The organism is Spirosoma migulaei (assembly GCF_054776855.1).
The window spans coordinates 189,676-215,199 of record NZ_BAAHBG010000022.1; the positions used below are offsets into that span (position 1 = coordinate 189,676).

Genomic DNA, 25,524 nt, shown 5'->3' on the forward strand with positions numbered 1-25,524 from the left:
TTTGCATTATACGTTGTACATTATTCATTCGTATTTACTTAATTCCGGGGGGCAGACATATTCATGTTCTGCATCATTTTCTGCCGGAAATCGGCCATGCCTTTTCGCCGGATCTGTTCCATTTCGTCGGCCGATATAGCTTTCGCTTCTTTAGGTGGCTGCACGGATGCTTCGGCAACAGCTTCCATCGAAACTCCTGTTGCTTTATACGATTCCGTGTCCGATTCAATTAGTAATACCACACCTTTGGGTGGAGTCAGATCGGCAACGGGCGAATACGTAAAGGGCAGATCAGTGGTGTACCAGATTGTATAAGGCAATTTTCGGTGCGTAGCAGTGGCCTTGTGGCAGACATAGCCTGCAATCTTTTTAGTCTTTTCACTCTCCTGCCAATCGGTTGCGGCTGGCATGGGTTTTTCAGAGCGGTATGACTGGCTGGCAGAATCTTTCTTTACCACCAGTACATCAATCCGTTGCCGATTGGCTAAATCCAGATACGTCTGTTGTTCGAATGGGAAATTCGCCCGCATAGCACCACCCCGATTGGGCCGATCACCACCGCCAGGTCCGCCCGCGCCATCGGGGCTACCATCGGCACCTTGTCGGCGAAACATCATACCTCCCTGCGGCCGATCACGTTCTTCTTTGGCCATTGTGCCAGCAAAGACAAGTTTCTGCGTAAACGACATCACTTCAGGTGCCCCTTCCGGCGCATCAGGAGCGCCAGGGGCACCTGGTCGAACTTCCTGTCCATTAATGACCATGCGCATCTGCGACCGGTCAATCTGACGCATACCTTCGTACGTAATTTTACCGGATACAGGGGTCTGTGCAACGGATACCGTAGCAACCAGGCCAGTAATGAGACAGGTGAAAATGGCTTGTTTCATGGTGAAATGAGAAATTCTTGATGTAAACGTTGCACAAATTTTCCAACTCACGACTAAAATCTCGTTAAAAGCAGCTAAATCGGCGCTGAGTCGGTTTTTTTACCATCCGAATGACTACGTTATGACCCCCAAACGCATTGTCTCGATCGTTCCGTCGCAGACCGAATTACTCTTCGATCTAGGTGTAGACGAACAACTGGTTGGCATCACAAAATTCTGCATCCATCCGGCTACTAAAGTTAAGCATAAGGCGATAGTAGGTGGCACTAAAACCCTGAATCTTAGTAAAATACAGGCATTAAATCCTGATCTTATTCTGGCGAACAAAGAAGAGAATAACCGGGAGCAAGTAGAAGAACTTCAGCAAACCTATCCAGTTTATGTTACGGACATCATAACACTGCCAGATGCGTTGGCGATGATCCGGGATGTGGGTGCACTGGTTGGAAAGAATGAAGAAGCGGAGAAGATGGCTTTGCAACTAACTGACTCCCTAATCCCTCTACTCCAGAATCCACGCCTTTCTGTGGCCTACTTCATCTGGCGAAAGCCTTATATGGTAGCGGCCAATGGCACGTTTATTCACGAAATGCTCGGAATAGCAGGATTTAGCAACGTTTTCGCCGATCAGACGCGCTATCCTGAAATCACTACAGATGACCTTCGGGCAGCCCAGCCCGATCTGATTTTCCTATCATCGGAACCGTATCCATTCACAGAAAAACACCAGGCAGAGTTTAACGCGATTTGCCCATTGGCACGGGTGATGGTCGTGGATGGCGAGCTATTTTCCTGGTACGGTAGCCGACTGTTGCGCTCGTCGGACTATTTTAGGAACTTGCGTAACGAAATTGCACTGAACAACGTATGATTACCGACATCTCCCAACTCGACCCCAACGGAACGTACACCTACGCCGACTATCTGAAATGGCAGTTTGAGGAAAGCGTTGAACTGATCAAAGGGAAATTATATCGGATGTCTCCGGCACCGAAACGAGCGCATCAGTTAGCAGTAAGCCATTTATTGGTAGATATTAGCATATATCTAGGCAACAATGGTTATCAGATTTACACAGCACCCTTTGACGTGCGTTTACCAATTCTAAATGAGCGCAAACCAGATCAACTACATACTGTTGTCCAACCCGATATTTGTGTCATCTGCGATACAACTAAATTAGACGACAGTGGTTGTCTAGGTGCGCCTGACTGGGTTATTGAAATTACTTCGCCCCGAACAGCCAAGAACGACTTTAGCGAAAAGTTCAATCTCTACGAAGAATCGGGTGTACGTGAGTACTGGATTGTTCAACCCAAAGAAAAGGCTGTCAACGTGTATGTGCTGGAAAATGGTACGTATGCGTTAGTAGACGTTTACGAATCGGGCGAAATCCCCAGTTGTATTTTCCCCGATCTCCTTGTTTCCCACGAACGTATTTTTCGCTAGATGCCAACCTCCAACGACACCCTCTCCATTGCCTCCATCAACCTGATTCTATTTGCCGCCCAGCAGCGTGGGGCCAATCCTGATGCGCTGGCTCGTGCGGTAGGCATCAGCCCCGAGCAACTGCGTGATCCCGATGGGCGCGTGCTGGTCCGGCAGGTGCAGGCACTCTGGCGCGAGGTGATAGCGGCCACGGGCGATGCCAATATTGCCCTGCAACTTGGTGAAATGGTGAATCCGGTTGCTATCGGTGTGTTAGCCTATGTAATGATGCACAGCCCTACATTGGGTCGCGCCTTTGATAAACTGTGCCAGTACCAGGATATTGTTTGCGAAGGTATTCGTACAACAGGGCAATTTGTGAATTCGGGAAAGCAGTTTGCCTTATCGATCCAGATAATCAGTGCCGATATTATTTATCCGCAATATGCACTTAACTCCGAATTGTCGATTTACCTGTCCGCAATGCGGGCATTGACAGGGCATCGTATTTCAGCCAGCGAGATTCACTTTGCCTACCCACGTCCGGTTGATACGCGGGAACATGAGCGCGTATTTGCCCCCGCCCGCCTAACCTTCGATGCACCCGAAACGACACTTGTTCTTGATGCCAGCTTGCTCGATTTGCCCGTTCTGAACGCCAGCCCTACGTTGTCGGTCCTATTTGAAAAACATGCGAACGACATTCTCAGCAAGCTCAAGTTACCATCGTTGAGTACTCGGGTGAAATCGGAAATTATTTCGATGATGAAGGGGGAAGAACCCACACTGGCCATCATTGCCGACCGGCTGGCCATGGGAATCCGAACGCTCCAGCTTCATTTAAAAGAGGCAGGTACCTCCTACCAGCAATTGCTTGACGAAACCCGAAAAGAACTGGCCGTCAGCCACCTACGCGAACCTTACCTAAGTACAACCGACATTGCCTACTTGCTGGGTTTTGCCGAACCTAGTGTCTTTTTCCGGTCGTTCAAAAAATGGACAGGCCAAACACCAGGCGCATACCGAATGGCACTGGTAGCGTGATTAAAGTAGGACGCCACGCACGCTACTTTAATCACAAATCTCCCAAGCTCGTGTGCTTGAAACTGTCGAAATATTTCAGGCCATAGCCCATCATACGATCCATACTGGAGTGAGCGAAAAGAATAACTCCTGCCAGCATTAACGCCTGATTACCCGTCATCAGGCCCAGCAAACCAATCACAATACCCAGTCCTTTGTGATGCACAATGTTATATAGTACTGCCCCAATTGCTGGATTGATAATATAGCCAATCATACTCAGGTCAGGTACGAGAATCAGAGCGGGAAACCACCACCAGGCAAAATTCAGGCGGGAGAACAGGTAAATAGCGCCTAGAAATTGGATCAGTTCTTCGGATTTTAGTAAGGTTTTCATTTGCGTATTTGTTTACAAGAGTTGATAGTATCGCTCCAGAGAATCGGCTAAGTTTTATAATCTGTAAGAACAGATGTGGTGATTCAATTTATAGGCAGTTGTGTCAATTCTGAAGCCGAAACTCCTTCTGCCGTAAACGACCGTTTTAATTCGTGCTCAGAGAACCATGTCAATGTTTCGATCAAGGCTTGTTTCATGGGTGTAGGCTGGAAATCGGGGAATAGCGAAAGCACTTTCTGATCATCGAGCACGATTGTATTTTCGTAGAGATAGAGCATCTCGTTCACTTCACGTAGCACAGGCATAAACAGTCCCAGAACACTGACAATAAAGCGACTGTACACCTGTACCTTTAACGGCTTGCCAGTTAGGGCGCTAATCTGCTCAAACCACCACCGAATGGATGGCACCGTTGTTCCACCATAGTTCCAGACTTCGTACGGCTTCGATTGAATGCCCGAAGACTGTGTTTTCGTAGCCCAATCCCGCAACATTAATCGGACAATAACTTCAGCCGCGTCTTTCGTATATACGGCCTGGTGTGGAATATCCACATTTACAATCCAGGGTAGTGCTTTGCCATTGAATGCATTTTCAAAGATGGGCTTTACGCCTTCGTTCAGTACGTTTGGGCCCCAGAAATCGGGCAACCGAACGTTCATGACCCGGCAGTTGCCGGCAGTGGCAGCCTGCTCTAACATGGCTTCAATCTCAACACGCAACTGGCCTTTTCGGGTGCAGGGATTCGGTTTGCTATCCTCCCGGATTGGGGCTTTGGTATTCCCAAAATTGTAGACGTTGCCCGGCAAAATAATAGTCGCTTGCTGTTGAGTGGCAGCGTCAATCACCTTTTGGGTGGCCGTGTCCATGTTGCCAAACCATTTATTGTAGGGGTAATTGATGCCATGAAAGATAAAATCCTGATTTACAGCAATTCGATTCAACAGCGTGGCATCCTGTACATCGCCTTCTACCAACGTCAGCGTAGGTTGATTCGGGAATAATGCTTCGGCTTTAGCCCGGTTTCGAACGAGGATGGTTACCGGCAACTGGCGGGCCAGCAGATTGGCGGTTACGGCATAACCGATGCTTCCAGTAGCACCCAGAACAAGAATTGTTGGCGTAGTATTCATGAGATCTGTTCGTCAATTAGTACGTAACAAAGGTCTGGCGAATCAGCCGGGTGGTTGCTGACGAACTACGCAAATCGAATGACCAATTACGAAAAAGTGGGGTAAGCTGGCTACCAGTTACTCAACTCTGTCAGAACTTTCTGGCGGGCAGCAACGCAAACGAAAAAATCTGCGTAATTGGTATAGTCTTAACCGTACTGTTTGCTTATCCTTGCATATCAATCGTTTACCATGAAACACATCTCACTTTTTTCTCTTTTTTTTAGCCTATGTGTATCAGCAATGGCTCAGGAAATCGTGATTGATACTAATTATTATGCACCCCCACCTGTTGTTCGCCAACGGGTACTCACAGAAGACCCAGATCAGCGCCCCATGGAGCGTCGGTCTGCGAGGGAGCGCAAATCCGATTACCTGCAAACCTATCAGCTCAAAGAGGTACAAACCTGGTATGTGAGTCTTGAAGGTGGATTTCGTAATGATGGTAGTGTGCTAACAAATTCACTCAATGGACTGGTGAGTAACCCGTCATCGACAAAAACAACCTGGAGTGCCTTACTCGGCTATACCTACCATAATGTCTGGGCAGTTGAAACAGGCTATATCGCTGCGCCTGTTCACCTGAATATCACGATTGCAAACGGATCGAGACCCCTTGTTTACAATTATCAGAATAGCGGCTATGGTATACCTTTACGTGTAAAACGACGTATTGGCTCCGCAAGCCGTGCTAAAAACGGAACGGGCTTCTGGGTCTCGGCAGGCGCTTGGCTTGTGCCAAATGGTAGTGCAAACGCAGATGATTTCCGGTTAATTGGCTACAACTATACCAATACCAGACCTCGAACAGCTGATACACTCCACCTGAACAATACCACCACAACCAAAACTATATCGGGGGTTGCGGAGCTTGGAATTGATTATTCTGCCCGTTTGTCCTCGTCGTTAGAACTAGGCGTTTATGCGCGTAAATACTGGGGACTCGGCGAGGCCATACGCTCCGATCTGGCCTACACGGTCAACAGCACTGCCCACACACAATCGTCTATCACAGCAAATGGAACAGGCTGGGGCTTTGGCATTGCTCTACGCTATATCTATGGGCGACAGCAGGAAGTAAAAAAGCCATGACATTTCAACAGTATCTACCTGGTAAACAGTTAAGGCCTTACATTAAGCGGTTCATCGTTTCGGACGTGAGCGATGAGCAGACGTATAAAGTGCTACCTGACACGTCAGTAGTGATGGGATTTCAATATCGGGGACGATTAGCGTATCTGGACAACACGACCGAAGTGCCCTTAGCCACATCTGGGATTACAGGTATTCAAACTGGATTTCGTCTGTTTAAAAACTCACCAGCTACTAGTTCACTACTCGTTGTATTCACGGAAACAGGCGCTGCATCGTATTTTGATGTACCCTTGTACGAACTAGGTAACGCTAGTCTGGCACTAGACAATTTTGCCCTTCGTTCCCATGTTGATTTGTTCGAAGACCAGTTAGCAGCCGCAACAACTGATCAGGAACGGATTCAACTTGTCGAGCACTTTCTCCTCTCCAGACTCCAGAAGCCCAAAGTCGATCCACTTGTATCACTGGCGCTAGAGCACATCTATCAGTCAAACGGAACGATCCGAATGACTTCATTGGCGGATAAATTATGCATTAGCCAAAGCCCACTTGAAAAGCGCTTTCGTCAACTAGTTGGCACTTCTCCGAAACGGTTTGCCTCCATTGTCCGAATGAAACAGGCTATTGCCGCTTTTTCGACAACCAGGAGCCTGACCGGCATCAGCTTAGAATCTGGCTATTTTGATCAGGCCCACTTTATTAAGGACTTCAAAACCTTCACAGGTGTCACCCCAACTGAATTTCTACGAGCTTCTCCCGACTTGTAACAGGAGTAAAAAACGATTTTTTACAATCGTGCCACAAACTCAAATCGGACCTTTGTGATGAACAAAACAAAGAGAAGATGTTAAGCGAAGAATCACTTAGAGCAGCCTACGCCACCGCCCAAAATTACCCGGATTTAGCCCAGAAACTCGTTGATGCTGGTGTACAATCGTACACTGTTGAGGTATCATCCGGCAACATGATCTACCGATCAGCCGATGGTGAGACCTTACTTCATCCAACTATAATGGAACCCAGAGCCATTGCAACCCGCTTCGACCAGGCAGGAACAATTCAGGCAATTCGGGACAATCAGGAAGGCAAAACAGATTACCCACAATTTATGAATGAAATTGCTCAATCAGGTATTCGCTTCTACGACGCTATCCTGACCGGTAGCAATAAACGGGTTATTTACGTAGGTATAGGCGGGCATTATGAAGAGAAAATTCCAATCGTCTGATTCACTAGCCAACCTACACCAGCTTTTTCACGTCCAGCACTTTCACCTTATTCTGCTCAGCTTTTCTGAGCGTTTCGGGAGAATAGACAGACAAGCGTACGTTTTCCTGCATATCAGCCCGTTTCTGAATATGCTGCTCCAGATAACGATCCAGGTGTTTGCCTTCCAGACCGTAGCTAAAAAATAGGGAGACACGTTCGCCCTGCTGTTCGCGGAACAGGAAATCGGGCAGACGATTTTCCAGACCAACGTGCAGTGGTAGGTTATTCAGCACTTTCATCCGACGGGCGTTGCCGCTGTGGAGCGTCCGCATATTCCAGACCACAATGTCGCCCGCACGGGTGTCCGCAAATACGTCGGCACCGTCGGCGGCCTCGTGGCTTCCCCTTTTAAATCGGATACCTCCACTGTAGGTATCGTGGTTCTGAAGATAGATACCAAAACGGATTAATGGATAATGTCCATCCCAATCGGCACCCTGGCCGAACTGGTAACGGTCGATATTATCGCGGTGAAACCCTCGGGTGCCAGTACCAATTTGGTAAGTGCTATCCGAGAAGTAAACGGGCGTATCGCCCAATAATTCAGTGGCAATGGCAACAATACGCGGATCGTAAATTACCCAGCCCAGCTTCTCTTTACTGAGTAAATCGCCTTTTACGGAAGCCGCCTGTTTTACTTTCGCCACCAAACCAAGTTTCTGCTGCTGATCGCGATAGTCGTAGGCCGATTGCCGCAATTGAGTCACTTCGTCTGGTGTAAAAACGTTGCGGACGATAAGATAGCCTTGCTGTTCAAATTGCTCCCGGCGTGTCATTTTTAGTTCTATTGTTTCAGGTTCAAGGTTTTCGCATCTTGCTGTGAGGTCAGGTTCTTAAACCTGACCTAGTGAGGTTTCTTAAAACCTCTAATTAGTATGTATAGGTTTCTTAAAACCTCTAATTAGTATGTATAGGTTTTAAGAAACCTTGCGACGTCGGTTTTTAGAAACCGACATCACGTGCACCCCCATTTTAACGAATAGCTTCTTCCTGTATAAAATTAACCGTGGCCACTCGTGCCATATCCTCCCAGAAACTTGGGTACGATTTATCCACAACTCTTGGCTCTTCAATAATTATTTCCTCACGCATCGCTACGGGTGCAAACGCCATGGCCATCCGGTGATCATCGTAGGTTTTGATGGTAGGAGGCAGCGAATGACTCGTTGGCAATTGACGAACTTCGTAGAGGTGGTTTGGCTCAATCTCCACTAATTCAGCCCCAATTTTCTGCAATTCCGCCTGTAGCGCAGCGATTCGGTCGGTTTCCTTAATTTTCAGACTCTCGACTCCTGTAAGCCGTAAGATTACACCTTTTACTGCGGCACACACAGCAACCGTCTGGGCCAGATCAGGGCAGTCGGTAAAGTCCCAGGCTAAGGATTCACTAACCTTACCCTTGGTTAACCGAACACCGGATTCGGTAAAGGTACTCGCGACGCCTAAGGAACGCATGATATCGACTATCGCACTATCGCCCTGCAACGATTTGGCTTTCAGCCCCAGTAGCGTAATTTCGGCCGTTTCGTCTTTAGCTAATGCGGCTACGCTATACCAGTAACTCGCCCCCGACCAGTCGGATTCAATGGCATACGGTTTGGGCGTATAGGGTTTTGGCGCAATAGTGATCGTCTTTGTCTCCCAATCCGCCTGAACATCAGCCCCAAAATAAGCCATTTGTTCCAGCGTCATTTCGATATAAGGTCTTGACCCAATGGCACCTGTTAGCTCCAGTGTCAACCCATTCGGCAACAACGGAGCAATCATCACCAGGGCAGAAATATATTGACTGCTCACATCGCCCCGAATACTGATCCGGTTCGAGCTTCCCGCAGTGAAGCCGTTAAGCTGTAGGGGTGGGTACCCTTCTTTGTTAAGATACGTAATATCAGCACCGAGCGATCGTAGCGCATCAACCAGTATGCCGATGGGACGTTCACACATTCGAGGAGTGCCTGTCATTGTTTTTTGCTGACCCGTTACGGCGAAATAGGCCGTCAGAAAACGCATTGTCGTTCCCGCATCCAGCACATCGGCGATCTGGTCTTCTGACTTTAGCAACCGGATCATCGTCTGTGTATCACGGGCGGTCGATAGATTTTTCAGGTCACATTGAAAGCCGGTCAGGGCGTCGATAATAAGGGCACGGTTGCTTTCACTTTTCGACGAAGCGAGGGGAATCGTGGCCTGGATAATACCAGGCTTCGTCAGCGTAGCGGGAGGAGATAAACGAACAGCGTTCAAGAGATAAACAGATTAGAGGATTTTTGGTTTTTGGTATTCGGTTTACGAAAGGCTTACGCATGAATTGTTAACGCGCCAGCCTACCGTAAACCGAATACCAAAAACCAAAAATCCTTAAAAGAAATAGTTCGCAAAAAAACGAAATTACTGCTAGATTCCGGTCATCATTGGCTGGTTAGCCCGCATGAAAACGCTTTTTTTCGTATGAATCAGTTTATTAACGCCACCGTTTTTACCGGCGATGAATGGCTTTCGAACGCGTCGGTACGTACTGATAACGGTCGCATTCAGGAAATATCGACAGCAGAAACAACATCTGTGCCCAATGGAACAACGATTATTGACCTCAACGGTGATTACCTCCTTCCGGGCTTTGTGGATTTGCAGTTGTACGGCGGGTCGAATCTATTTCTGAACGACCAGCCAACGCCCGACACAGTTCGGCATATTTACGACTCGCATGCGCGCAATGGCACCACCACCTTACTGCCTACCATTCATTCGACATCGCTGGCTATTATGCAGGAGTCGATGGCGGCTGTGCAGGTTGTACGCAGCGAAAACCCATTCGGCCTTCCAGGTATTCATATCGAAGGCCCTTATTTCAATCCTATCAAACGTGGGGCACACAGCATGGCCTACGTCCGAACGCCCGCCGAAGGTGAACTGGAAGCCTTATTCAGTACCAACGCCGACGTGATTCGGATTCTGACACTAGCGCCTGAAATTCTGACGCCTGAGCAATTCCAAACGCTAAAGAAACTCAAACACCCTAATACGCTATTGTCACTTGGCCACAGTAATGCTACGTATCAACAGGCCACAGCGGCTTTCAATGATGGTATGCCATTAGCAACTCATCTTTATAATGCGATGCGTGGGTACGAAAGCCGTGAACCGGGTGTGGTGGGTGCTGTTTTTGATCATCCAACAGTTCGGGCCAGCATCATAGCCGATAGCTACCATTGCAATCCAACCACCATCCGCATTGCCTATCGGCTACTGGGGGAGCGGCTCTTCCTTATTTCAGACGCGTTGTTCGCTAATCCACCTCGTCCAACGTTCGAGTTAGGGCAGTTTGTTGTCCATTTTGAGCCGGACCCTAACGGGCCGGACCCATCCAGGCCGGGACGTTATGTTAATAATGAGGGAAATCTGGCGGGTTCGGCAATCACCCTAATTGATTGCGTTCGGATTGCAGTTGAGCAGGCGGGTATTCCCCTAACAAACGCCTTACGGATGGCATCCACGATTCCGGCGGAGATTATTGGATTGGGTGACTTATTAGGAAAAATCCAGCCGGGTTATCTGGCCAATCTGGTTCGAGCAGATAAAGCACTACATACCAAAGGCGTCTGGGCATCAGGCAAACAGCTAGCCTAACGGTTGACTCAATCAGAGATTTGAGGGTCTGTTTGAGTCGGGTGAATCCCAAAAGTTAACCACCCAACTCAAGAAAATCTATTCTGAAAGGCATAAATCCACGGCGCATTTCCCTGCAAGGCCTTTTTGAGTAATTACATCAAATTGATTTTGATGTAATTACTCAAAAAGGCCTTTATTTGTCGTATCTCATTGGAGTATATTATAGAGAATAGAATATAGTCTTCAATATATTGAATTTTTCAAATATATCAGTATAATATTTTATTTATAATTTGTTTTTCATTATTTAAATCTGTTATTTCAACAAAGTACAACAAATAATACTCTCTATTCTTAGTGGCAAATATAAGTAGTAGAGTTCATCTATTCAGAAAGATTGCAAGCCGCAAGTTCCGATAGTTGGGCTCGGATGCAACGCAATTACAAGCAAATACACGGGGTAATTACTCAAAGGCCGAGGACCGGCTTTAGCTAAGCTATTGCCCAAATTTATCTGTATTCATATATATCCAACATCAATCTCATTTACGCCATGAACCAGTATGAAACTAGCAGCACAAATTCCGTAAGAGGGCGTTTTACGCCAGGTATTATGTTGTATACTTCTCCCATTTATTCCTCAAAAAACAAGTTTGGAACACGTACGGTAGTGGGCCGACACTACGCTCCAAACGGGCGTCAACATCATACAGAAAGGCCTCAGCCAGGGAGCCAGCACTGAACCATTTAACCAAAACAATTTACTGTATTCGGAAAGGTAGTTTTCCAGCATCTACCTATGCTGTACACTACTTCTGTAGCTGTATGGCCGCAATTCTACCAACAATTAAAAGCACCCCTTTTTCCATATTTACCTGATTATCAATCTATAAACTAATCTCTCTACTATAACTCCCCCAATCAACATGCAAAGAAAATTACGTAAACATGACGTACTACCAGTACTAGTCACCTTGTTTGTATTGGCCATTGCGCTTCCAACGGACGCATTGGCTCAGGCCAGGAAAATTACCGGTAAGGTACAGACAGGCACTTCTGAATTATTACAGGGTGTCAATGTGCTGGTAAAAGGCAATAGCCGAAAAGGGGCGGTCACTGATAATCAGGGACTATTTTCACTGGAAGCATCGCCCACCGATGTCCTTGTGATCAGCTTCATCGGTTTTAAATCGAAGGAGATACAAGTTGGGAATGAAACTAATTTCACGATTTCGCTGGATGAAGATGCCACTCAATTAAGTGAATTGGTTGTGACCGGGACCCGAAACGTGGGGCGTACCATCATTGAATCGCCGGTGCCGGTAGATGTTATTTCGATTAAGGATATTATGGGGTCCCTTCCTCAAATGGACCTTGCCCAAATGCTGGCCGTTGTGGCCCCCAGCTTCAACTCGGTCCGCTCGCAGGGAGGAGACCTGAACTCACACGTTGACCCTGTGCAGTTACGGAATATGGCTCCCAACCAGATATTGGTTCTGGTTAACGGAAAGCGACGCCATACATCGGCCCTACTTATTACTGAAACGGCGGTGGGCAGTCCGTCTACTACGGTTGATTTAATGACGATTCCTGTGTCAGCCATTGATCGGGTGGAGATTCTTCGCGACGGCGCTGCGGCTCAGTACGGTTCAGATGCGGTAGCGGGTGTGGTGAACATCATCCTGAAGAAAGGCACGAATAAATTAACGGCCAGCCTGACGGGTGGCGGGTACGCCAATACGGGTGGACAGGCGGGAGCGTTGACCAAAGACGGCAAACCGGATGGATTCAATTACCAGTTTGATGCGAACTACGGGTTCAAAATTGCCGATAAAGGGTTCATTAATATTTCAGGCCAGATCACTCAGCGCCGACCCACATTGCGTCCGTTCGTAAATGATTGGGGTTTCTTCGACAATACGTATCTGAACAACCTCCGAACTGATAAAAACGGAAATCCGGTCATCACGAACCCTGAATTGATAAACGCCCAGGTAGCAGGCAACACTTCGTTGATGACATCGCTGAAAACAGAAGATGGGCTGATGAGCGCACGCGGGCTGACGAAAGCTGACTTTGCGGTCTACGCCGGTATGCCAGCCATTACTCTTGGCAGTACATTTTACAATGCTGGTTACGAAATCAACCCAACTACTACATTCTACAGTTTTGGTGGTGCGTCGTATAAATATCTGGAAGGCTTCTCCTGCTACTTCCGCCGGCCCGCCCAAACCGACCGTACGAACTACCTGCTTTATCCCAACGGCTATCGTCCTCAGATGACGTCAAATACTTCCGACATTTCCAGTACGGTTGGTATTAAAAGTAAGATCGGGGAGTTTAACGTTGACTTCAGCAATACCTTCGGCAAAAACACCATGCGAATCGGTATGGTCAATACAATCAATGCGTCGCTCGGTTCCAATTCGCCCGTGAACATGAATATCGGCACGCACCAGTTCACTCAAAACTCAACCAACCTCGACTTTTCCCGCTATTTCAAAGGGATAATGAATGGGCTGAACATCGCTTTCGGTGCTGAGATGCGCGTGGAAAATTACAAAATCATGAAAGGCCAGGAGGAAAGTTACATCTATGGTGATGCCGGTATTCTTACCGTACCACAAGCCGGGCTTCTGGTTGGTCCAGATGGAAAACCCCTGGAAAATGAAAGCAGTACGCCTATTGTTGATGCCAACGGCAATCCATTATCAGTCTATGCTGGCCAGCAAGTGACCGTTAAGAACTTATCCTCTAACTGCCAGTGCTTTTCCGGATTTGGTCCCAAGAACGAGCGTAATGAGTTCAGAACGACCATGGCGGCTTATTTGGATGCCGAACTGGAACTGACTCGTAATTTCTTACTGGCTGGTGCTTTCCGACTGGAGAATTACTCTGACTTTGGTGGCGTAAGCATTGGTAAACTGGCTGCCCGCTATTCAATCTCGAAAACCCTCTCAATTCGTGGATCGATAGCCAGTGGCTTCCGGGCTCCTTCGCTACAGGAATTGAACTACACGCATACGGCCACTGCTTTCGTACCGGATGCAAACGGCATTCCTCAGCCTCTGGATGTAACAACCTATCCAACCAACAGCACAGCGGCCCGCGTATTAGGCATCAAGGGGTTAAAGCAGGAGCAGTCCCGCACCTATGGTTTCGGCCTTACCTATCAGCCCGTTCGTGGTTTTGAAGTAACGGTAGATGCCTACCAGATCGATGTGGACAACCGTATTTTCCAAACCAGCTATTTCAACGCATCAGAAGTTGGCAATAACTATCAGGAAGTAATTGGCGATGGGGAGGCTCAGTTTTTCGTCAATGGAGCCGATGTACGCTCTAAAGGTATCGAGGTTGTTGGAAACTATACCCTTGACCTGCCCAAGTCAAAAAGCCTGACGTTCACCCTTGCTGCTATTCTCAGTAAAAACTCGGTTCTCAATCGGAAGTCGCTCAATCTGAACGTAGCGAATTTGTCCGAAGATCAGGTGGTTGAAAAATACCTGAGCCGGAATGTAATTGGTCAGTTTGAAACAGGAACCCCACGAACAAAACTGATCGCTTCTGTAGCCTATCGGTTTAACAAATTTGATGCGATGCTGCGTGGCACCTACTTTGGATCGGTTACTGAGCGGTCTACCTCTGCGGATAACGACGGCAATTATTATGATCAGACGTTTTCGGGACAGGCAATTTTTGACTTAAGCTTTGGCTATGCGGTAAACCGTACTCTAAAATTGTCGATTGGTGGCAGCAACATTCTTGATAAATACCCACAAATCCTCCGCCCGGAGAATCAGGGCTTTTATCTATACTCCAACAATCAGCAAGGGTCTAACGGTGCCTATTACTACGGTCGTGTGATGTTCAACTTCTAATTGCAATCCCAGCTATGAATCGATATTTCAATAAAAGAAGCATTCTCCCCCTCCTGGGTCTTATTCTATCGGCAGTCGTTTTCTTAAGTTCGTGTGAGCAAAACAAATACGAACCTAATACAACAGCAGCACCGGGTGGTGGCACTGTATCGACCTATAAATCATACTCGTTAACATCGGCAACCGGTGCCACAGTGTATGGGCGTGTGGTGTTCTATAAATACAACTCTTCCATTACACTGGTAGAGATGGGGCTTTATAACACAACATTAGGAGCATCCTACACCTCGTCTATTTATCAGGGCAAACTCGCCGATAAATTGACTACTGCCCTCAAACCACTGGATGCCATTAGTGGAGCTACAGGATCATTTTCCAGTAATAAGTATTTTACAATTAATGAAGCTGGCTTCTATGACAAGCTTGCTACCTACAGCGCCAATGTAAAAATACTATCCGGCACAACCGTAGTGGCCAATGGGGATATTGGGGCGAATGCAGCACCCGTTGCCCAGTCGAATTAGCAACTACTTAGAGAACGCCTGTACTCCAAAACAAACGCTCTGGCTCGGTCAGGGCGTTTTGTTTTGGAGTACATTGTCGAAGTTTTCTACTTTTCCAACAAGTTCGTACATTAGTTGCTCATTACCACCGTATCATGCATAGTACCCTTGTTGAACAAATTCTAGAATACCCTGATGCCTATCTTATCATGCAGGAAATCCAGGTTGTGTTAAATGAAGAGCGTAAAAAGCGCGAAGCGTTTTATAACGACATCACCGATGAATTCAAGGTTGAGTTCATCAATGGTGATATTGTGATGCATTCACCGGTCAAGAAAATGCATAATGAGGCCACTGGTTTGTTGTATCAATTACTTAATGTATATGTGATTCAACATAAGCTTGGCTTTGTTGGCATTGAAAAGATCATGACCGCGCTTACCCGAAATGATTATGAGCCAGACATCTGTTTCTTCAGTCGTCAGAAAGCTGATCAATTTGATCGTAAGCAAACCTTATTCCCGGCACCAGATTTAGTCATTGAAGTATTGTCAGACGGAACAGCCAAGCGTGACCGGGGAGTCAAATTTCAGGACTATCAGGCTCACGGTGTGGAGGAGTACTGGATTGTTGATGCCGATGAGTCCTTCATTGAGCAATATCATTTAGTAAATGGGCAGTACCAATTGATCCTAAAAGCAAGTGAAGGCAGCATCCGAAGTTTTGCCCTACCCGGCTTTACGATGCCCGTTCAGGCGGCTTTTGATGAAGAGACAAATATGCAAACAATGGCCTCTATTTTTCAAAGCCAACCCCCTGTTTAAAGCTCAGCTTACGGCTTATAAATCGTTAACTCGTCTTCTCCCACCATCTCCCGGCTTATCAATTTACTCTGTACTTCAGGTGCTTTCACGCCCTTACCCAGCATCAGCTGGCTGCGGAAGACCCGCATCTCGTCCCACAAACCAGCTTCGATAAACGACTCCAGGAGCGTAGCCCCGCCCTCCACCAAAACCGACTGAATCTGGCGGTGGTGAAGGTCTTGTAATAAGTGAACGAGCGAAAGAGTGAATGAGTGAATGACCTTGGGGCGCTCTTTTATTACCTGACCTTCTCTTTGATGATACACAATGGTAGGTTGAGAGCCATCGAACAGATTTAGGCTTTTATCCAGCGAAAGCTGATTATCAATCACAATACGCGTCGGATTCTTGCCCGGCCATAGGCGCGTATTTAGCCGGGGGTTGTCGGCACGGGCAGTGTTGGTGCCAACCAGTATACCATCTTCTTCGCTTCGCCAACGGTGAACCAGTCGATTGGCTAAATCACCAGATATTTTAACGGGCATTCCACCTTCTGCGCCAATAAAGCCATCGGCGGTTTCTGCCCATTTCAGGATGATGTAAGGGCGTTTCTTTTCAAAGAAGGTAAAGAATCGTGCATTCAGTTCACGACCTTCTTCGACCAGAACACCAGTTTCAACAGGAATGCCAGCTGCTCGTAATTTGGCAAAACCGTTGCCCGCTACCAGCGGATTCGGGTCGTCATTACAGCAAACTACGCGTCCAATCTGTTTTTCGATGAGCAGATCCGCGCAGGGAGGCTGTTTGCCGTAATGAGAACAGGGTTCTAATGTTACGTAGGCCGTACTCTCGGGCAGCAGATGTACGTCTTCAGGTCGAACCGACAGTAGTGCATTTCGTTCCGCATGTGCTTCACCATACCGCTGGTGCCAGCCTTCCCCAATGATTCGGGGTGTTTTGCCCGCAGCCTCGTGTACAATCACACAGCCAACCATTGGGTTTGGGCTAACATGACCCCGACCAAGGGTAGCTAATTCGAGAGCACGACGCATGAATTGGTTCATAGTTTGTAGCGAGTTCGTTCATGGTTTACGATTTATGGTTTACGCTGGGCTATTGCTACGATGCACGCACGCGTCTTTTATTCATGCGCCAGCTACCATAAACCACAAACCGTAAACTGAATACCGTAAACTTCCCTATTTTTGACAAAATTACTCGACAGAACCCAATGGCCACCGCCAAACCTCTATACGATCGCCTAAGTAAGAATATTACAGCCTACCCACCCGAAGAAGCACGGGAAATGGCCTTTATGTTGCTTGATCATTATTTCGGGCTACGCAAAACGGATATATTGACAGACAAACCGCTGCCACCGAATCGTACCGAACCCGATTGGTTTAAGATTCTGGAGCGACTGAACCGCCAGGAGCCTATTCAGCATGTTATTGGCACAACCATTTTCTGCGGCTTAGAATTCGAGGTATCGCCCGATGTGCTGATTCCCCGGCCCGAAACCGAAGATTTAGTAAGGCTCATTATGCACGACTTTGCCGACCGTACCGACGATGTACCCATTGTTGATATCGGCACGGGCAGTGGGTGCATTGCCATTACCTTAGCTCGTTTCCTGCCACAGTCGGTTGTAACAGGCTGGGATGTTTCCGATGAAGCCCTCACACTGGCCCGACGAAATGCAGAACATCTGAACGCCGACGTTACCTTTGAGATTCAGGACATCCTGAATGTGCCGACCGATTTCAGTCGTCGGTTCGATTGTGTGGTGAGTAACCCACCCTACGTAACCCGTTCAGAAGCTGCTGATATGCATCGTAATGTACTGAATTACGAGCCCGATCTCGCTCTGTTCGTGGAAGACAACGACCCGCTGGTGTTTTATAAAGCCGTTGCCGATTTCTGCGTTCGTCACCTAACCAAAGATGGGTCCTGTTACGTTGAAATCAATGAGCGGTTCGGTGATGCAACCCGGCAGGTGTTTGCCGATCGGGGCTTCACAAAAATTCAGGTCTATAAAGATATTCACGGCAAGGATCGAAGCATCCGGGCAACGTTTTAAACGTCATTGGTAGTCATTAGGTGTCATTTACGGTCATTCGTTACTTCAGCATTGACTAACCATCTAATGACCAAAAATGACACCTAATGACTATTAATGACCAAAAACTAATGCAGCCAACCACTTCCTTCACCTACCATACAAAAATCCGCGAGGTATTCAGTGAGATGAGCCAGGTAGTGGTTGGGCAGGAACGCCTGCTCAATCGGTTACTCATTGGCTTGTTTACAGGCGGACACATCTTACTGGAGGGCGTTCCTGGCTTAGCAAAAACACTGACGATCAACACGCTGGCCAAGGTTCTTGAATTAGATTTTCAACGCATTCAGTTTACCCCCGATCTACTACCCGCCGACCTGATTGGCACGATGATTTTCAATCAGAAAACAGCTGAATTTGAGGTAAAACAAGGGCCTATTTTTGCGAACCTGATTCTGGCAGATGAAATTAACCGTTCTCCTGCCAAAGTTCAGTCGGCTCTGCTCGAAGCGATGCAGGAAAAGCAGGTTACCATCGGCGAAGAAACCTTTGTACTGGATCGCCCTTTTTTGGTACTAGCCACGCAAAACCCTGTGGAGCAGGAAGGTACTTATCCGCTGCCAGAAGCTCAGGTAGACCGATTCATGATGAAAGTCTTTGTCGATTACCTGAACAAAGACGATGAACTGGAAGTCATGCGCCGGATGTCGAACATGAATTTCGATTACGAAGTACAGCCCGTACTGGGGAAAGAAGAACTGGTAGCCATTCGCAACGAAATCAATGGTATCACTATCTCCGAAACGCTCGAACGCTACATCATCGAGTTGGTTTTCGCCACCCGCCGACCGCTGGAATATAACCTCCGCGATGAATCCCGGTATATTCAATTCGGTGTATCGCCCCGGGCCAGCATTAATCTGAATCTGGCAGCGAAAGCGCTCGCTTACTTCGACCGGCGGGACTATGTACTACCCGAAGATATCAAAGAAGTGGCCCCAGATGTATTCAACCACCGAATCATGCTCAACTACGAAGCCGAAGCCGATGGGGTTACGACCTTACAGATCATCGACTCTATATTGCGTAAAGTAGCGATTGGTCGGTAAAGGCAAATGAACGGAGAAATCCTGTCCGGTGTTTTGGTTTTGATGCTTTAACCGCTCATGAAACCAACGTACCTCTTCCTTCTTATTGCCGCCTTCGTAGCCGGAACGCTCTGGCTCTACGGGGCTTATGTAGCGAAACCCCGCCCTCCTCACAAACGCCCTGCGGGTGCAACCTCACCCGGCGACCGTCGCGTTGAAAAGACGGATGCGGACTGGAAGAAAATCCTTCCCAGATCAGTGTATACCATTACCCGAAAGCAGGGTACCGAGTGGCCGGGCAGCAGCGAGTTGACCGATGAACACCGGCAGGGCGTTTATGCCTGCGTCTGCTGCCACAACCCGTTATTTCGCTCTGTTACCAAATTTGATTCGCACACAGGGTGGCCGAGTTTCTACGCACCAATCGTCCCAAATGCGATTTATAATGAAGCGGATGGCAATCGAACAGAAGTCCGCTGCTCGGTCTGTGACGCGCATTTGGGTCATGTATTTAACGACGGCCCGGAGCCTACCGGCCTTCGCTATTGCATGAATGGCGTGGCGTTGGTGTTTGAGCCTGGGAAGTAAAGCCATACCAGCTGATAATATCAGATTTCCAATTCGCGAATTGCAAATTCTGCGTGCCCTGTTTGTTATGATCAGAACTGGAAATAAATGAACTGGTTCGAGGAGAAAACACCGAAGAGGTAGGTCATGAACGTGATCAGCGCGAATAAAATCGCGAATCGGGCGGTACTGCGTGTTGGGATGGTCAGATAAAAATATTCCTTCACTAACAGGAATACGATCAGGAAAATACTGAACCACATTTCCACCGAATTCATCGGGCTATTAATCTGGTCACGGATAGACAAGGTGGCAATTTGTTTCAGGATCAGGAATGCATCGCTCAGGCTGCGGGCTCGGAAGAACACCCATGTCAGCATAATCAGTACGAAGGTGATGAGCGTGTTAACAACCACCCGCACCGGCGATTTTCGGCTTAGGGTATCATTAACGGGAGAGGTTACCAGGCTCGGGGGTGTTGTTGAAAAGCCCATTTTTGCCAATAGCTTGTCGCGCAGAACGGCAAGAATCTGGTAGAGGCCATTCAGGCCACCCCAAATCACGTACGTCCAGTTGGGACCATGCCAGAGGCCGCTGGCCAGAAACACGATCAGCATATTGAGGTACTGCCGAAATTCACCTTTGCGGTTTCCGCCCAGCGGAATATACAGGTAATCCCGGAACCAGGTCGAGAGCGAAATATGCCAGCGTCGCCAGAACTCCGAAATAGATTGCGCAATATAGGGCGTTCGGAAGTTTTCCATGAGATCGAACCCCATAACCCGTGCAGCCCCGATTGCCACGTCGGAATAACCCGAAAAATCACAGTAAATCTGGAACGTATAGAAAAACGTAGCGGCCAGGAGTGTCAGGCCATTCTGCTCGGACGGATTGCCGTAGCTATAATCAACGAGCATAGCCAGTCGGTCGGCAATAACGAGCTTTTTAAAGAGCCCAAAGGCCATCTGCATAAGCCCAGCCTTTACATTCTCAACATCGTACTTGAAGTAATCGTGAAACTGCCACAGTACGTTTTGAGGCCGCTCAATCGGACCAGCTACCAACTGCGGGTAGAACATCACGTAAAGGGAGTATATGCCGAAATGTTTCTCCGCTTTCTGATTCCCCCGGTACACTTCAATAGTATAGCTCATAGCCTGAAATGTGTGGAACGACAGACCAATGGGGAGAATACTCATGTTGTCTTTATAGGACGCTATGCCACTTTGTCCGAACACATGCAGTACCTGTACAAATACCCGGTTTACCAGCCTTGTAACGGTTTCGGCAATGTGCGGCATCTGAAACGCATCGAACAAGGCCGCAATGTTTTCCGTAAAGAAACCGAGGTATTTGAAAAACGCCAGAATACCCAGGTTGGATATCAGCGATAGAATTAACAGCCATCGGCGGGCTTTTCCGCTTGATTTCTCGATCCAGATACCAGCAATGTAATCTATGACAATGGTTAGAAACAGAATCAGGATATAGGTCGGCTGGAATACCATGTAGAAATAGCAACTGGCTACTAACAACAACATCCACCGGCCTTGCCACTTCAGGCTGAAGTAGCTCAGGGTAACGACAATAAAGAACAGTAAAAATTGTAGTGAATTAAATAACATTCTCCTGCGGTTTCTGACCGTTTAAGCCTTGAATGGGTTGACGTTGTTGCTGGCGAATAACCTCACGGACAACGTAGAGCGGACGACCTTTGGCCTGAAAAAATATTCGCAATACATATTCGCCAATCAGCCCCAGGGCAATCAGCTGTATTCCACTGAACAGAATAATGAAGAATAACAGGGCCGTAAAGCCCTGTGGCACATCATGGTAAACAAATCGTTTGATGAGCGTCTGAATCAAATACAGCCCGGCAATTCCCAAGGTAAACATACCCATCCGGGTGATGATCTTGACGGGATATTCGCTGAAGTTAAAAATTCCATTATAGGCCAGTCGCTGGAGCATTTTGAAGGAGTATTTCGACTCCCCCGCCTGGCGGGCATCCCGTTCATATTCGAAGCCCGTCTGCCGGAACCCAATCCAGCTTCGCATTCCCCGAATGAACCGGCTTTCTTCAGGCATCTGGTTCAATACATCGGCCACCCGGCGACTGATGAGTGAAAAATCACCGCTATCCAGCGGCATATCAACGTAGGAAATTGATCGCATAAACCGATAGAACAAGGCGTAGGCTGATCGTTTAAACCAGTTTTCCTTCCGCTTCTTCCGAACGGCATACACTACATCGTAACCCTCCTTGTATTTTTGGTAGAAATCCGTCAGTAATTCAGGAGGGTCCTGTAAATCACCATCAATAATAAATAGAGCTTCGGTAGCGCAGGCTCTGGCAATACCTGCGGTGAGCGCAATCTGGTGACCGTAGTTGCGGGACAGAAATATGCATTGATACCGGCTGTCGGTCAGGGCCAGTTGCTGCATCTGTACGGCCGTATCATCTCGGCTCCCATCATCAATCAGTACGACTTCAATAGTCAGGGGCGAATTCTCCATCACGGCATTCAGCCGCGCAACAAGCCGCGGGAACGACTCGGTTTCGTTGAACAGCGGAGCAATAATTGAAATCTGAGGATTTGGCAAAACAATAGCTAGTGAGTCAGTGGCAGAATTAGCAAAAGTAAGCTTTTTTGACATTGGGGGGAGAAAACTCACTAGTTTCTTAAGGAGCGGTCACGATCTGATCGCCAAATTAGCCAGGTATCTTACTCTCAAAATCAGCCAGAATATTCACCCAATAGCATACCAATCAGCTTGCTACTCTGAAGCGATAAGTAGGTTAGAGTCAATTTTTGTATAGCCAGATTTAGATGGCTTGCCAGTTTGTTGGTTGGTTTTTTAGCAAACCCAGCGTTTTTTCTTCTACCGTATCAGGCAAAAAATTGATGCGTTCGTCAATTATAAATTCTGGCCGGTTTTTAATTTCATCAAAAATCGAACTAATATATTCACCCAGTACACCGATCGTAAGCATCTGTATTCCCCCAAAAAACATAATTACAATGAGCAATGATGCCCATCCATGTACAAGCTGATTAGGCAGAAAAATAATATTATACACTACCCAACCCAACAGCACCATAGCTATTCCAACGCTGATTACGCCCAGCGATGAAGCCATTCTAAGTGGTTTATGGCTAAAATAGAGTAGACTCGTGTGAGCAAACTTCAACATTTTGCCCAGCGAGTATTTTGTCTTTCCAGCAAATCGTTCTGCTCTCTGGTAATAGATGGGCTCCTGTTTGAAACCTACCCAGCTAATCAGCCCCCGGATGTATTTATTGTGCTCGGATAGCTGGTTAAAGGCGTTAATAATTTTGCGGTCGATAAGTCGAAAGTCACCCGTATCGGCTGGCAAGGGCACTTCAGCTAAATAATTGATGATCCGGTAAAAAGCCTTGGCAGTCAGTTTTTTAAAATAGGTTTCCCCCTCCCGGTTGCTCCGTACCGCATAGACTACATTACAGTCTTTTTCTTTCCAAAGCTTCACCATATCAGGAATCAGCTCGGGAGGGTCCTGCAAATCTGCATCAATAATCACAGCCACTTCGCCCCGACAGTTAGCAATGCCTGCCGAAACAGCCGGTTGATGTCCGAAATTTCGGGAAAACGAAATAATACAGATGTTGGGATCTTCTGCCGCCATGATTTTCAGGATGGGCAGAGTCGCATCACGACTTCCGTCATTAATGAAGATCAATTCATAACGCGTAAAATGGGCTTGCATCACCTGCGTCAGCCGGGTATACGTCTCGCTAAGTACCTGCTGTTCGTTATAGCAGGGAATGATAACGGAGACAAAGGAAGAGTACATCGGCATCTCGTTCATGATGGTACAAGTTTATCTAAGTAAGTTTCCCAGTCTACCGGATCGTAATATGTTGATCAAGGTATTGAATAGCTGGGCCAGACACGGGAGTCATTAAAATACCTAATTGATAGGTACCAGGATAGAGCGAGGTTTTCAATAACTGTGCTCTCAACGTAGGCACTTTACGCCCCAGAAAAAAAGACGTAGGGTTAAATAATGTTGGAACTGGAAAGAGGTACGTTCGTTCAGTTGATTTTGCAATAAAACAGGCATTCGTCAGGTGTTCTGGTACCGGCAATCCCTCTGTCTGAACGGAAAAGAAGTCAGGCTGTTCATCAATAAGCAGGTTAATTGAGTGAATGGGATGACCAGCAGCCGGTTTCAGTAAATCCTGTTCGTATGGGGTATAGAACGCAGGAGGATAGTTATAGAATCCTATGGCAACGGCACTGTCCATCCACCATTTTGCCGCAGGGGCAAACGGCGTTCCCAGGGTTGCCCCTAAGCCTACGCCATTGTGTTTTTGGTTAAAGGAGAAGGCCTCAAACATTTGCTTCCGTTCGGCCACGCGGGTCCAGCTTTGAAAATACATGGCGCACCACACCGTGATCCCAAGAGCTAGTCCGGCCGTTATCCATTTTCGCTGAATTTCCCAGGCACTAAACTCACTCAATGCGTTCAGATATAGCAAAATAGCGAACAGTGAAGAATACATGGTGTAGTTACTGATCAGCATTACCGAGTACCCAAATCGGGGGCGCAGAAAGGCAATAATGACGGCATTGATCAAGATAAACCCGTAAGCGCCAACCAGAAAATTACGGCGAACAGCCCTTGCATCCGGCTGAGTAGTTGCCTGGGGCCATGGCAACAGCATACGTTTTAGCATCCATAGCAATAGTCCGGTCAGTCCAAATCCGGCTAACGTGGGGAGAATGCTTCTGGGTAAGATGGGCGCAGAAGGAAAAAAGTCGAGCAGTGCACCTGAAAATGTAAAAAAGCCTAAAAACACCAGATGCGGATGTTGCAAAAAGAATGACATGCTGGTGTCGTTGCCCTGTGAGTTGGCAAAACCATGTACATACAGAAGTATAGTAACAGCACCGAAACCTATCCAAAAGGCAGCTTCTTTAAAACGACGTTGTACAAGTAGCGTTGCAGCCCCGCTTACCCATCCAAACAGGCCGCTACTCATAGAAAAAGACGCAAGTATTTCGATACATAACGCCCCACTTAATCGCCCGGCACCCGGCTTAGCTAACAGATAAGCCACCGCAAACACCAAAGCAACAGTCGTTTGATGTTGAAAGCTTGTTACTGCCGACAGCGTAATCAGGTAATACTGAGGATGTAGCAGCAATAGTACCACAGGCAAAAAAGCGATGAGTGGTACTTTTATGGTTTTGAAGACACGGTAGAAAATAAAGAGAGTACCTACAAGCCATACTGACGCTATCAAAATCAGCCAGCGAAAATTGACACTTCCCGTCAGAGCTTGCATTCCAGCCGCTACTAATTTAGCAAACAGGATGCGATGTTCATTATTAGGTTTAAGTAGCCACTCTAGTTTAGTCAATAGGGAATCAGCATGAAGGAAGCTAAACTGAAAGTAGATGAACGATTCCATGTCATCCATCCAGGGAATATCAGCCGCATATGCAAAGAGAAAAGCCCAAAAACAAACAATTGGTACGAGAATTAAAAAAGGGGCACTTTGCTGAAGCGACCTGGATTTGTACGTCATAGTATTGAAAGGATAGTAGTCAGCCTACTTGAATGACCATTTTCCAAAACTGGATACCATTTCAATGCTAAGTAGAGAACTCATGCATTAGTGGCAAGATGAATAAAAAGATTGAAATTTTAGGGCACAAATTTATAAAAAAATCTTTCTATTTAGTTTATTAATTG

Annotated in this window: 23 protein-coding genes; 13 read left to right on the forward strand and 10 right to left on the reverse strand. The window is 47.3% G+C overall.

Going from position 1 to position 25,524, the window contains the following annotated elements:
- Nucleotides 1-38: 38 nt before the first annotated feature.
- The gene (locus ACYVGO_RS22055; protein WP_460971125.1) at nt 39-890 is read right to left on the reverse strand and encodes a GLPGLI family protein; all 852 of its coding nucleotides are present in this window, start codon (nt 888-890) and stop codon (nt 39-41) included.
- Nucleotides 891-1,011: 121 nt separating this feature from the next.
- On the opposite strand from ACYVGO_RS22055, the gene ACYVGO_RS22060 reads away from it, so the two are divergent.
- From ACYVGO_RS22060 to ACYVGO_RS22070, 3 genes are read left to right on the forward strand one after another with little or no spacing between them, the layout of a single operon-like run.
- Nucleotides 1,012-1,761 carry a helical backbone metal receptor gene (locus ACYVGO_RS22060; protein ID WP_460971126.1) on the forward strand — a complete coding sequence of 250 codons (750 nt, stop codon included), beginning with the start codon at nt 1,012-1,014 and terminating at the stop codon, nt 1,759-1,761.
- The gene (locus tag ACYVGO_RS22065; RefSeq protein ID WP_460971127.1) at nt 1,758-2,339 is read left to right on the forward strand and encodes a Uma2 family endonuclease; all 582 of its coding nucleotides are present in this window, start codon (nt 1,758-1,760) and stop codon (nt 2,337-2,339) included. The genes ACYVGO_RS22060 and ACYVGO_RS22065 overlap by 4 nt, the downstream gene beginning before the upstream one ends.
- Nucleotides 2,340-3,362 carry an AraC family transcriptional regulator gene (locus ACYVGO_RS22070; protein WP_460971128.1) on the forward strand — a complete coding sequence of 341 codons (1,023 nt, stop codon included), beginning with the start codon at nt 2,340-2,342 and terminating at the stop codon, nt 3,360-3,362.
- Nucleotides 3,363-3,393: 31 nt separating this feature from the next.
- Here the strand turns inward: ACYVGO_RS22070 and ACYVGO_RS22075 are convergent, their stop codons facing one another.
- Nucleotides 3,394-3,738, reverse strand: coding sequence for a DUF4260 domain-containing protein (locus ACYVGO_RS22075; protein ID WP_142771934.1), 345 nt, complete (start codon nt 3,736-3,738; stop codon nt 3,394-3,396).
- 83 nt (nt 3,739-3,821) lie between these two features.
- Nucleotides 3,822-4,871: an NAD(P)H-binding protein gene (locus ACYVGO_RS22080; RefSeq protein WP_460971129.1), complete on the reverse strand. Its 1,050-nt coding sequence runs from the start codon at nt 4,869-4,871 to the stop codon at nt 3,822-3,824.
- A gap of 231 nt (nt 4,872-5,102) precedes the next feature.
- Here ACYVGO_RS22080 and ACYVGO_RS22085 point away from each other — a divergent pair, with 231 nt between their 5' ends.
- From ACYVGO_RS22085 to ACYVGO_RS22095, 3 genes are all read left to right on the forward strand, one after another.
- Nucleotides 5,103-6,002, forward strand: a complete 900-nt coding sequence (locus ACYVGO_RS22085; protein WP_142771932.1) for a hypothetical protein — start codon at nt 5,103-5,105, stop codon at nt 6,000-6,002.
- Nucleotides 5,999-6,772, forward strand: coding sequence for a helix-turn-helix domain-containing protein (locus ACYVGO_RS22090; RefSeq protein ID WP_460971130.1), 774 nt, complete (start codon nt 5,999-6,001; stop codon nt 6,770-6,772). Before ACYVGO_RS22085 ends, ACYVGO_RS22090 begins: the two co-directional genes overlap by 4 nt.
- Nucleotides 6,773-6,849: 77 nt before the next feature.
- Nucleotides 6,850-7,233 (forward strand): DUF1398 family protein, encoded by a 384-nt coding sequence (locus tag ACYVGO_RS22095; protein WP_460971131.1) that lies wholly within the window; start codon nt 6,850-6,852, stop codon nt 7,231-7,233.
- Nucleotides 7,234-7,246: 13 nt separating this feature from the next.
- Here the strand turns inward: ACYVGO_RS22095 and ACYVGO_RS22100 are convergent, their stop codons facing one another.
- Together ACYVGO_RS22100 and ACYVGO_RS22105 are read right to left on the reverse strand one after the other, a co-directional pair.
- Entirely contained in the window at nt 7,247-8,050 is an 804-nt protein-coding gene (locus ACYVGO_RS22100) for a phytanoyl-CoA dioxygenase family protein (RefSeq protein ID WP_460971132.1), read from the reverse strand.
- A gap of 196 nt (nt 8,051-8,246) precedes the next feature.
- Complete coding sequence (locus ACYVGO_RS22105; RefSeq protein ID WP_460971133.1) at nt 8,247-9,518, reverse strand: 3-phosphoshikimate 1-carboxyvinyltransferase; 1,272 nt, start codon at nt 9,516-9,518, stop codon at nt 8,247-8,249.
- 204 nt (nt 9,519-9,722) lie between these two features.
- Here ACYVGO_RS22105 and nagA point away from each other — a divergent pair, with 204 nt between their 5' ends.
- The 4 genes from nagA to ACYVGO_RS22125 all read left to right on the forward strand — a co-directional run bounded on the left by nagA (nt 9,723) and on the right by ACYVGO_RS22125 (nt 16,088).
- The gene (gene nagA / locus ACYVGO_RS22110; RefSeq protein WP_460971134.1) at nt 9,723-10,901 is read left to right on the forward strand and encodes an N-acetylglucosamine-6-phosphate deacetylase; all 1,179 of its coding nucleotides are present in this window, start codon (nt 9,723-9,725) and stop codon (nt 10,899-10,901) included.
- Nucleotides 10,902-11,809: 908 nt separating this feature from the next.
- Nucleotides 11,810-14,761, forward strand: coding sequence for a TonB-dependent receptor (locus ACYVGO_RS22115; protein ID WP_460971135.1), 2,952 nt, complete (start codon nt 11,810-11,812; stop codon nt 14,759-14,761).
- Between the two features lie 14 nt (nt 14,762-14,775).
- Nucleotides 14,776-15,285, forward strand: a complete 510-nt coding sequence (locus ACYVGO_RS22120; protein WP_460971136.1) for a hypothetical protein — start codon at nt 14,776-14,778, stop codon at nt 15,283-15,285.
- 134 nt (nt 15,286-15,419) lie between these two features.
- Nucleotides 15,420-16,088, forward strand: a complete 669-nt coding sequence (locus ACYVGO_RS22125; protein WP_460971137.1) for a Uma2 family endonuclease — start codon at nt 15,420-15,422, stop codon at nt 16,086-16,088.
- Nucleotides 16,089-16,096: 8 nt separating this feature from the next.
- Here ACYVGO_RS22125 and ribD read toward each other — a convergent pair whose 3' ends face one another.
- Nucleotides 16,097-17,131 (reverse strand): bifunctional diaminohydroxyphosphoribosylaminopyrimidine deaminase/5-amino-6-(5-phosphoribosylamino)uracil reductase RibD, encoded by a 1,035-nt coding sequence (gene ribD / locus ACYVGO_RS22130; protein WP_460971138.1) that lies wholly within the window; start codon nt 17,129-17,131, stop codon nt 16,097-16,099.
- Between the two features lie 167 nt (nt 17,132-17,298).
- On the opposite strand from ribD, the gene prmC reads away from it, so the two are divergent.
- The 3 genes from prmC (at nt 17,299) to msrB (ending at nt 19,802) form a co-directional block, all read left to right on the forward strand.
- Nucleotides 17,299-18,147: a peptide chain release factor N(5)-glutamine methyltransferase gene (gene prmC / locus ACYVGO_RS22135; RefSeq protein WP_142771923.1), complete on the forward strand. Its 849-nt coding sequence runs from the start codon at nt 17,299-17,301 to the stop codon at nt 18,145-18,147.
- 110 nt (nt 18,148-18,257) lie between these two features.
- Nucleotides 18,258-19,235, forward strand: a complete 978-nt coding sequence (locus ACYVGO_RS22140) for an AAA family ATPase (RefSeq protein ID WP_142771922.1) — start codon at nt 18,258-18,260, stop codon at nt 19,233-19,235.
- A gap of 57 nt (nt 19,236-19,292) precedes the next feature.
- Nucleotides 19,293-19,802 (forward strand): peptide-methionine (R)-S-oxide reductase MsrB, encoded by a 510-nt coding sequence (gene msrB, locus ACYVGO_RS22145; protein WP_460971139.1) that lies wholly within the window; start codon nt 19,293-19,295, stop codon nt 19,800-19,802.
- Nucleotides 19,803-19,873: 71 nt separating this feature from the next.
- On the opposite strand, the gene ACYVGO_RS22150 is transcribed toward msrB, so the two are convergent.
- The 4 genes from ACYVGO_RS22150 to ACYVGO_RS22165 all read right to left on the reverse strand — a co-directional run bounded on the left by ACYVGO_RS22150 (nt 19,874) and on the right by ACYVGO_RS22165 (nt 25,357).
- Nucleotides 19,874-21,406: an MBOAT family O-acyltransferase gene (locus ACYVGO_RS22150; protein ID WP_460971140.1), complete on the reverse strand. Its 1,533-nt coding sequence runs from the start codon at nt 21,404-21,406 to the stop codon at nt 19,874-19,876.
- Nucleotides 21,396-22,439 (reverse strand): glycosyltransferase family 2 protein, encoded by a 1,044-nt coding sequence (locus tag ACYVGO_RS22155; RefSeq protein ID WP_142771919.1) that lies wholly within the window; start codon nt 22,437-22,439, stop codon nt 21,396-21,398. Before ACYVGO_RS22155 ends, ACYVGO_RS22150 begins: the two co-directional genes overlap by 11 nt.
- Nucleotides 22,440-22,608: 169 nt before the next feature.
- Nucleotides 22,609-23,631 carry a glycosyltransferase family 2 protein gene (locus ACYVGO_RS22160; RefSeq protein ID WP_210422457.1) on the reverse strand — a complete coding sequence of 341 codons (1,023 nt, stop codon included), beginning with the start codon at nt 23,629-23,631 and terminating at the stop codon, nt 22,609-22,611.
- A 34-nt stretch (nt 23,632-23,665) separates the two neighbouring features.
- On the reverse strand, nt 23,666-25,357 hold the full coding sequence (locus ACYVGO_RS22165) for a hypothetical protein (protein ID WP_460971141.1): 1,692 nt from the start codon (nt 25,355-25,357) through the stop codon (nt 23,666-23,668).
- Nucleotides 25,358-25,524: the final 167 nt, after the last annotated feature.

Coding starts and splice junctions, on each gene's coding strand:
- ACYVGO_RS22090 (WP_460971130.1), top strand. CDS start 5,999: ATGACATTTCAACAGTATCTACCTGGTAAACAGTTAAGGCCTTACATT.
- ACYVGO_RS22115 (WP_460971135.1), top strand. CDS start 11,810: ATGCAAAGAAAATTACGTAAACATGACGTACTACCAGTACTAGTCACC.
- ACYVGO_RS22165 (WP_460971141.1), bottom strand. CDS start 25,357: ATGACGTACAAATCCAGGTCGCTTCAGCAAAGTGCCCCTTTTTTAATT.
- ACYVGO_RS22075 (WP_142771934.1), bottom strand. CDS start 3,738: ATGAAAACCTTACTAAAATCCGAAGAACTGATCCAATTTCTAGGCGCT.
- ACYVGO_RS22120 (WP_460971136.1), top strand. CDS start 14,776: ATGAATCGATATTTCAATAAAAGAAGCATTCTCCCCCTCCTGGGTCTT.
- ACYVGO_RS22095 (WP_460971131.1), top strand. CDS start 6,850: ATGTTAAGCGAAGAATCACTTAGAGCAGCCTACGCCACCGCCCAAAAT.
- ACYVGO_RS22055 (WP_460971125.1), bottom strand. CDS start 890: ATGAAACAAGCCATTTTCACCTGTCTCATTACTGGCCTGGTTGCTACG.
- ACYVGO_RS22140 (WP_142771922.1), top strand. CDS start 18,258: ATGCAGCCAACCACTTCCTTCACCTACCATACAAAAATCCGCGAGGTA.
- ribD (WP_460971138.1), bottom strand. CDS start 17,131: ATGAACCAATTCATGCGTCGTGCTCTCGAATTAGCTACCCTTGGTCGG.
- msrB (WP_460971139.1), top strand. CDS start 19,293: ATGAAACCAACGTACCTCTTCCTTCTTATTGCCGCCTTCGTAGCCGGA.
- ACYVGO_RS22155 (WP_142771919.1), bottom strand. CDS start 22,439: ATGTCAAAAAAGCTTACTTTTGCTAATTCTGCCACTGACTCACTAGCT.
- ACYVGO_RS22085 (WP_142771932.1), top strand. CDS start 5,103: ATGAAACACATCTCACTTTTTTCTCTTTTTTTTAGCCTATGTGTATCA.
- ACYVGO_RS22060 (WP_460971126.1), top strand. CDS start 1,012: ATGACCCCCAAACGCATTGTCTCGATCGTTCCGTCGCAGACCGAATTA.
- ACYVGO_RS22070 (WP_460971128.1), top strand. CDS start 2,340: ATGCCAACCTCCAACGACACCCTCTCCATTGCCTCCATCAACCTGATT.
- ACYVGO_RS22100 (WP_460971132.1), bottom strand. CDS start 8,050: ATGACACGCCGGGAGCAATTTGAACAGCAAGGCTATCTTATCGTCCGC.
- prmC (WP_142771923.1), top strand. CDS start 17,299: ATGGCCACCGCCAAACCTCTATACGATCGCCTAAGTAAGAATATTACA.
- ACYVGO_RS22065 (WP_460971127.1), top strand. CDS start 1,758: ATGATTACCGACATCTCCCAACTCGACCCCAACGGAACGTACACCTAC.
- ACYVGO_RS22160 (WP_210422457.1), bottom strand. CDS start 23,631: ATGAACGAGATGCCGATGTACTCTTCCTTTGTCTCCGTTATCATTCCC.
- ACYVGO_RS22150 (WP_460971140.1), bottom strand. CDS start 21,406: ATGTTATTTAATTCACTACAATTTTTACTGTTCTTTATTGTCGTTACC.
- ACYVGO_RS22080 (WP_460971129.1), bottom strand. CDS start 4,871: ATGAATACTACGCCAACAATTCTTGTTCTGGGTGCTACTGGAAGCATC.
- ACYVGO_RS22125 (WP_460971137.1), top strand. CDS start 15,420: ATGCATAGTACCCTTGTTGAACAAATTCTAGAATACCCTGATGCCTAT.
- nagA (WP_460971134.1), top strand. CDS start 9,723: ATGAATCAGTTTATTAACGCCACCGTTTTTACCGGCGATGAATGGCTT.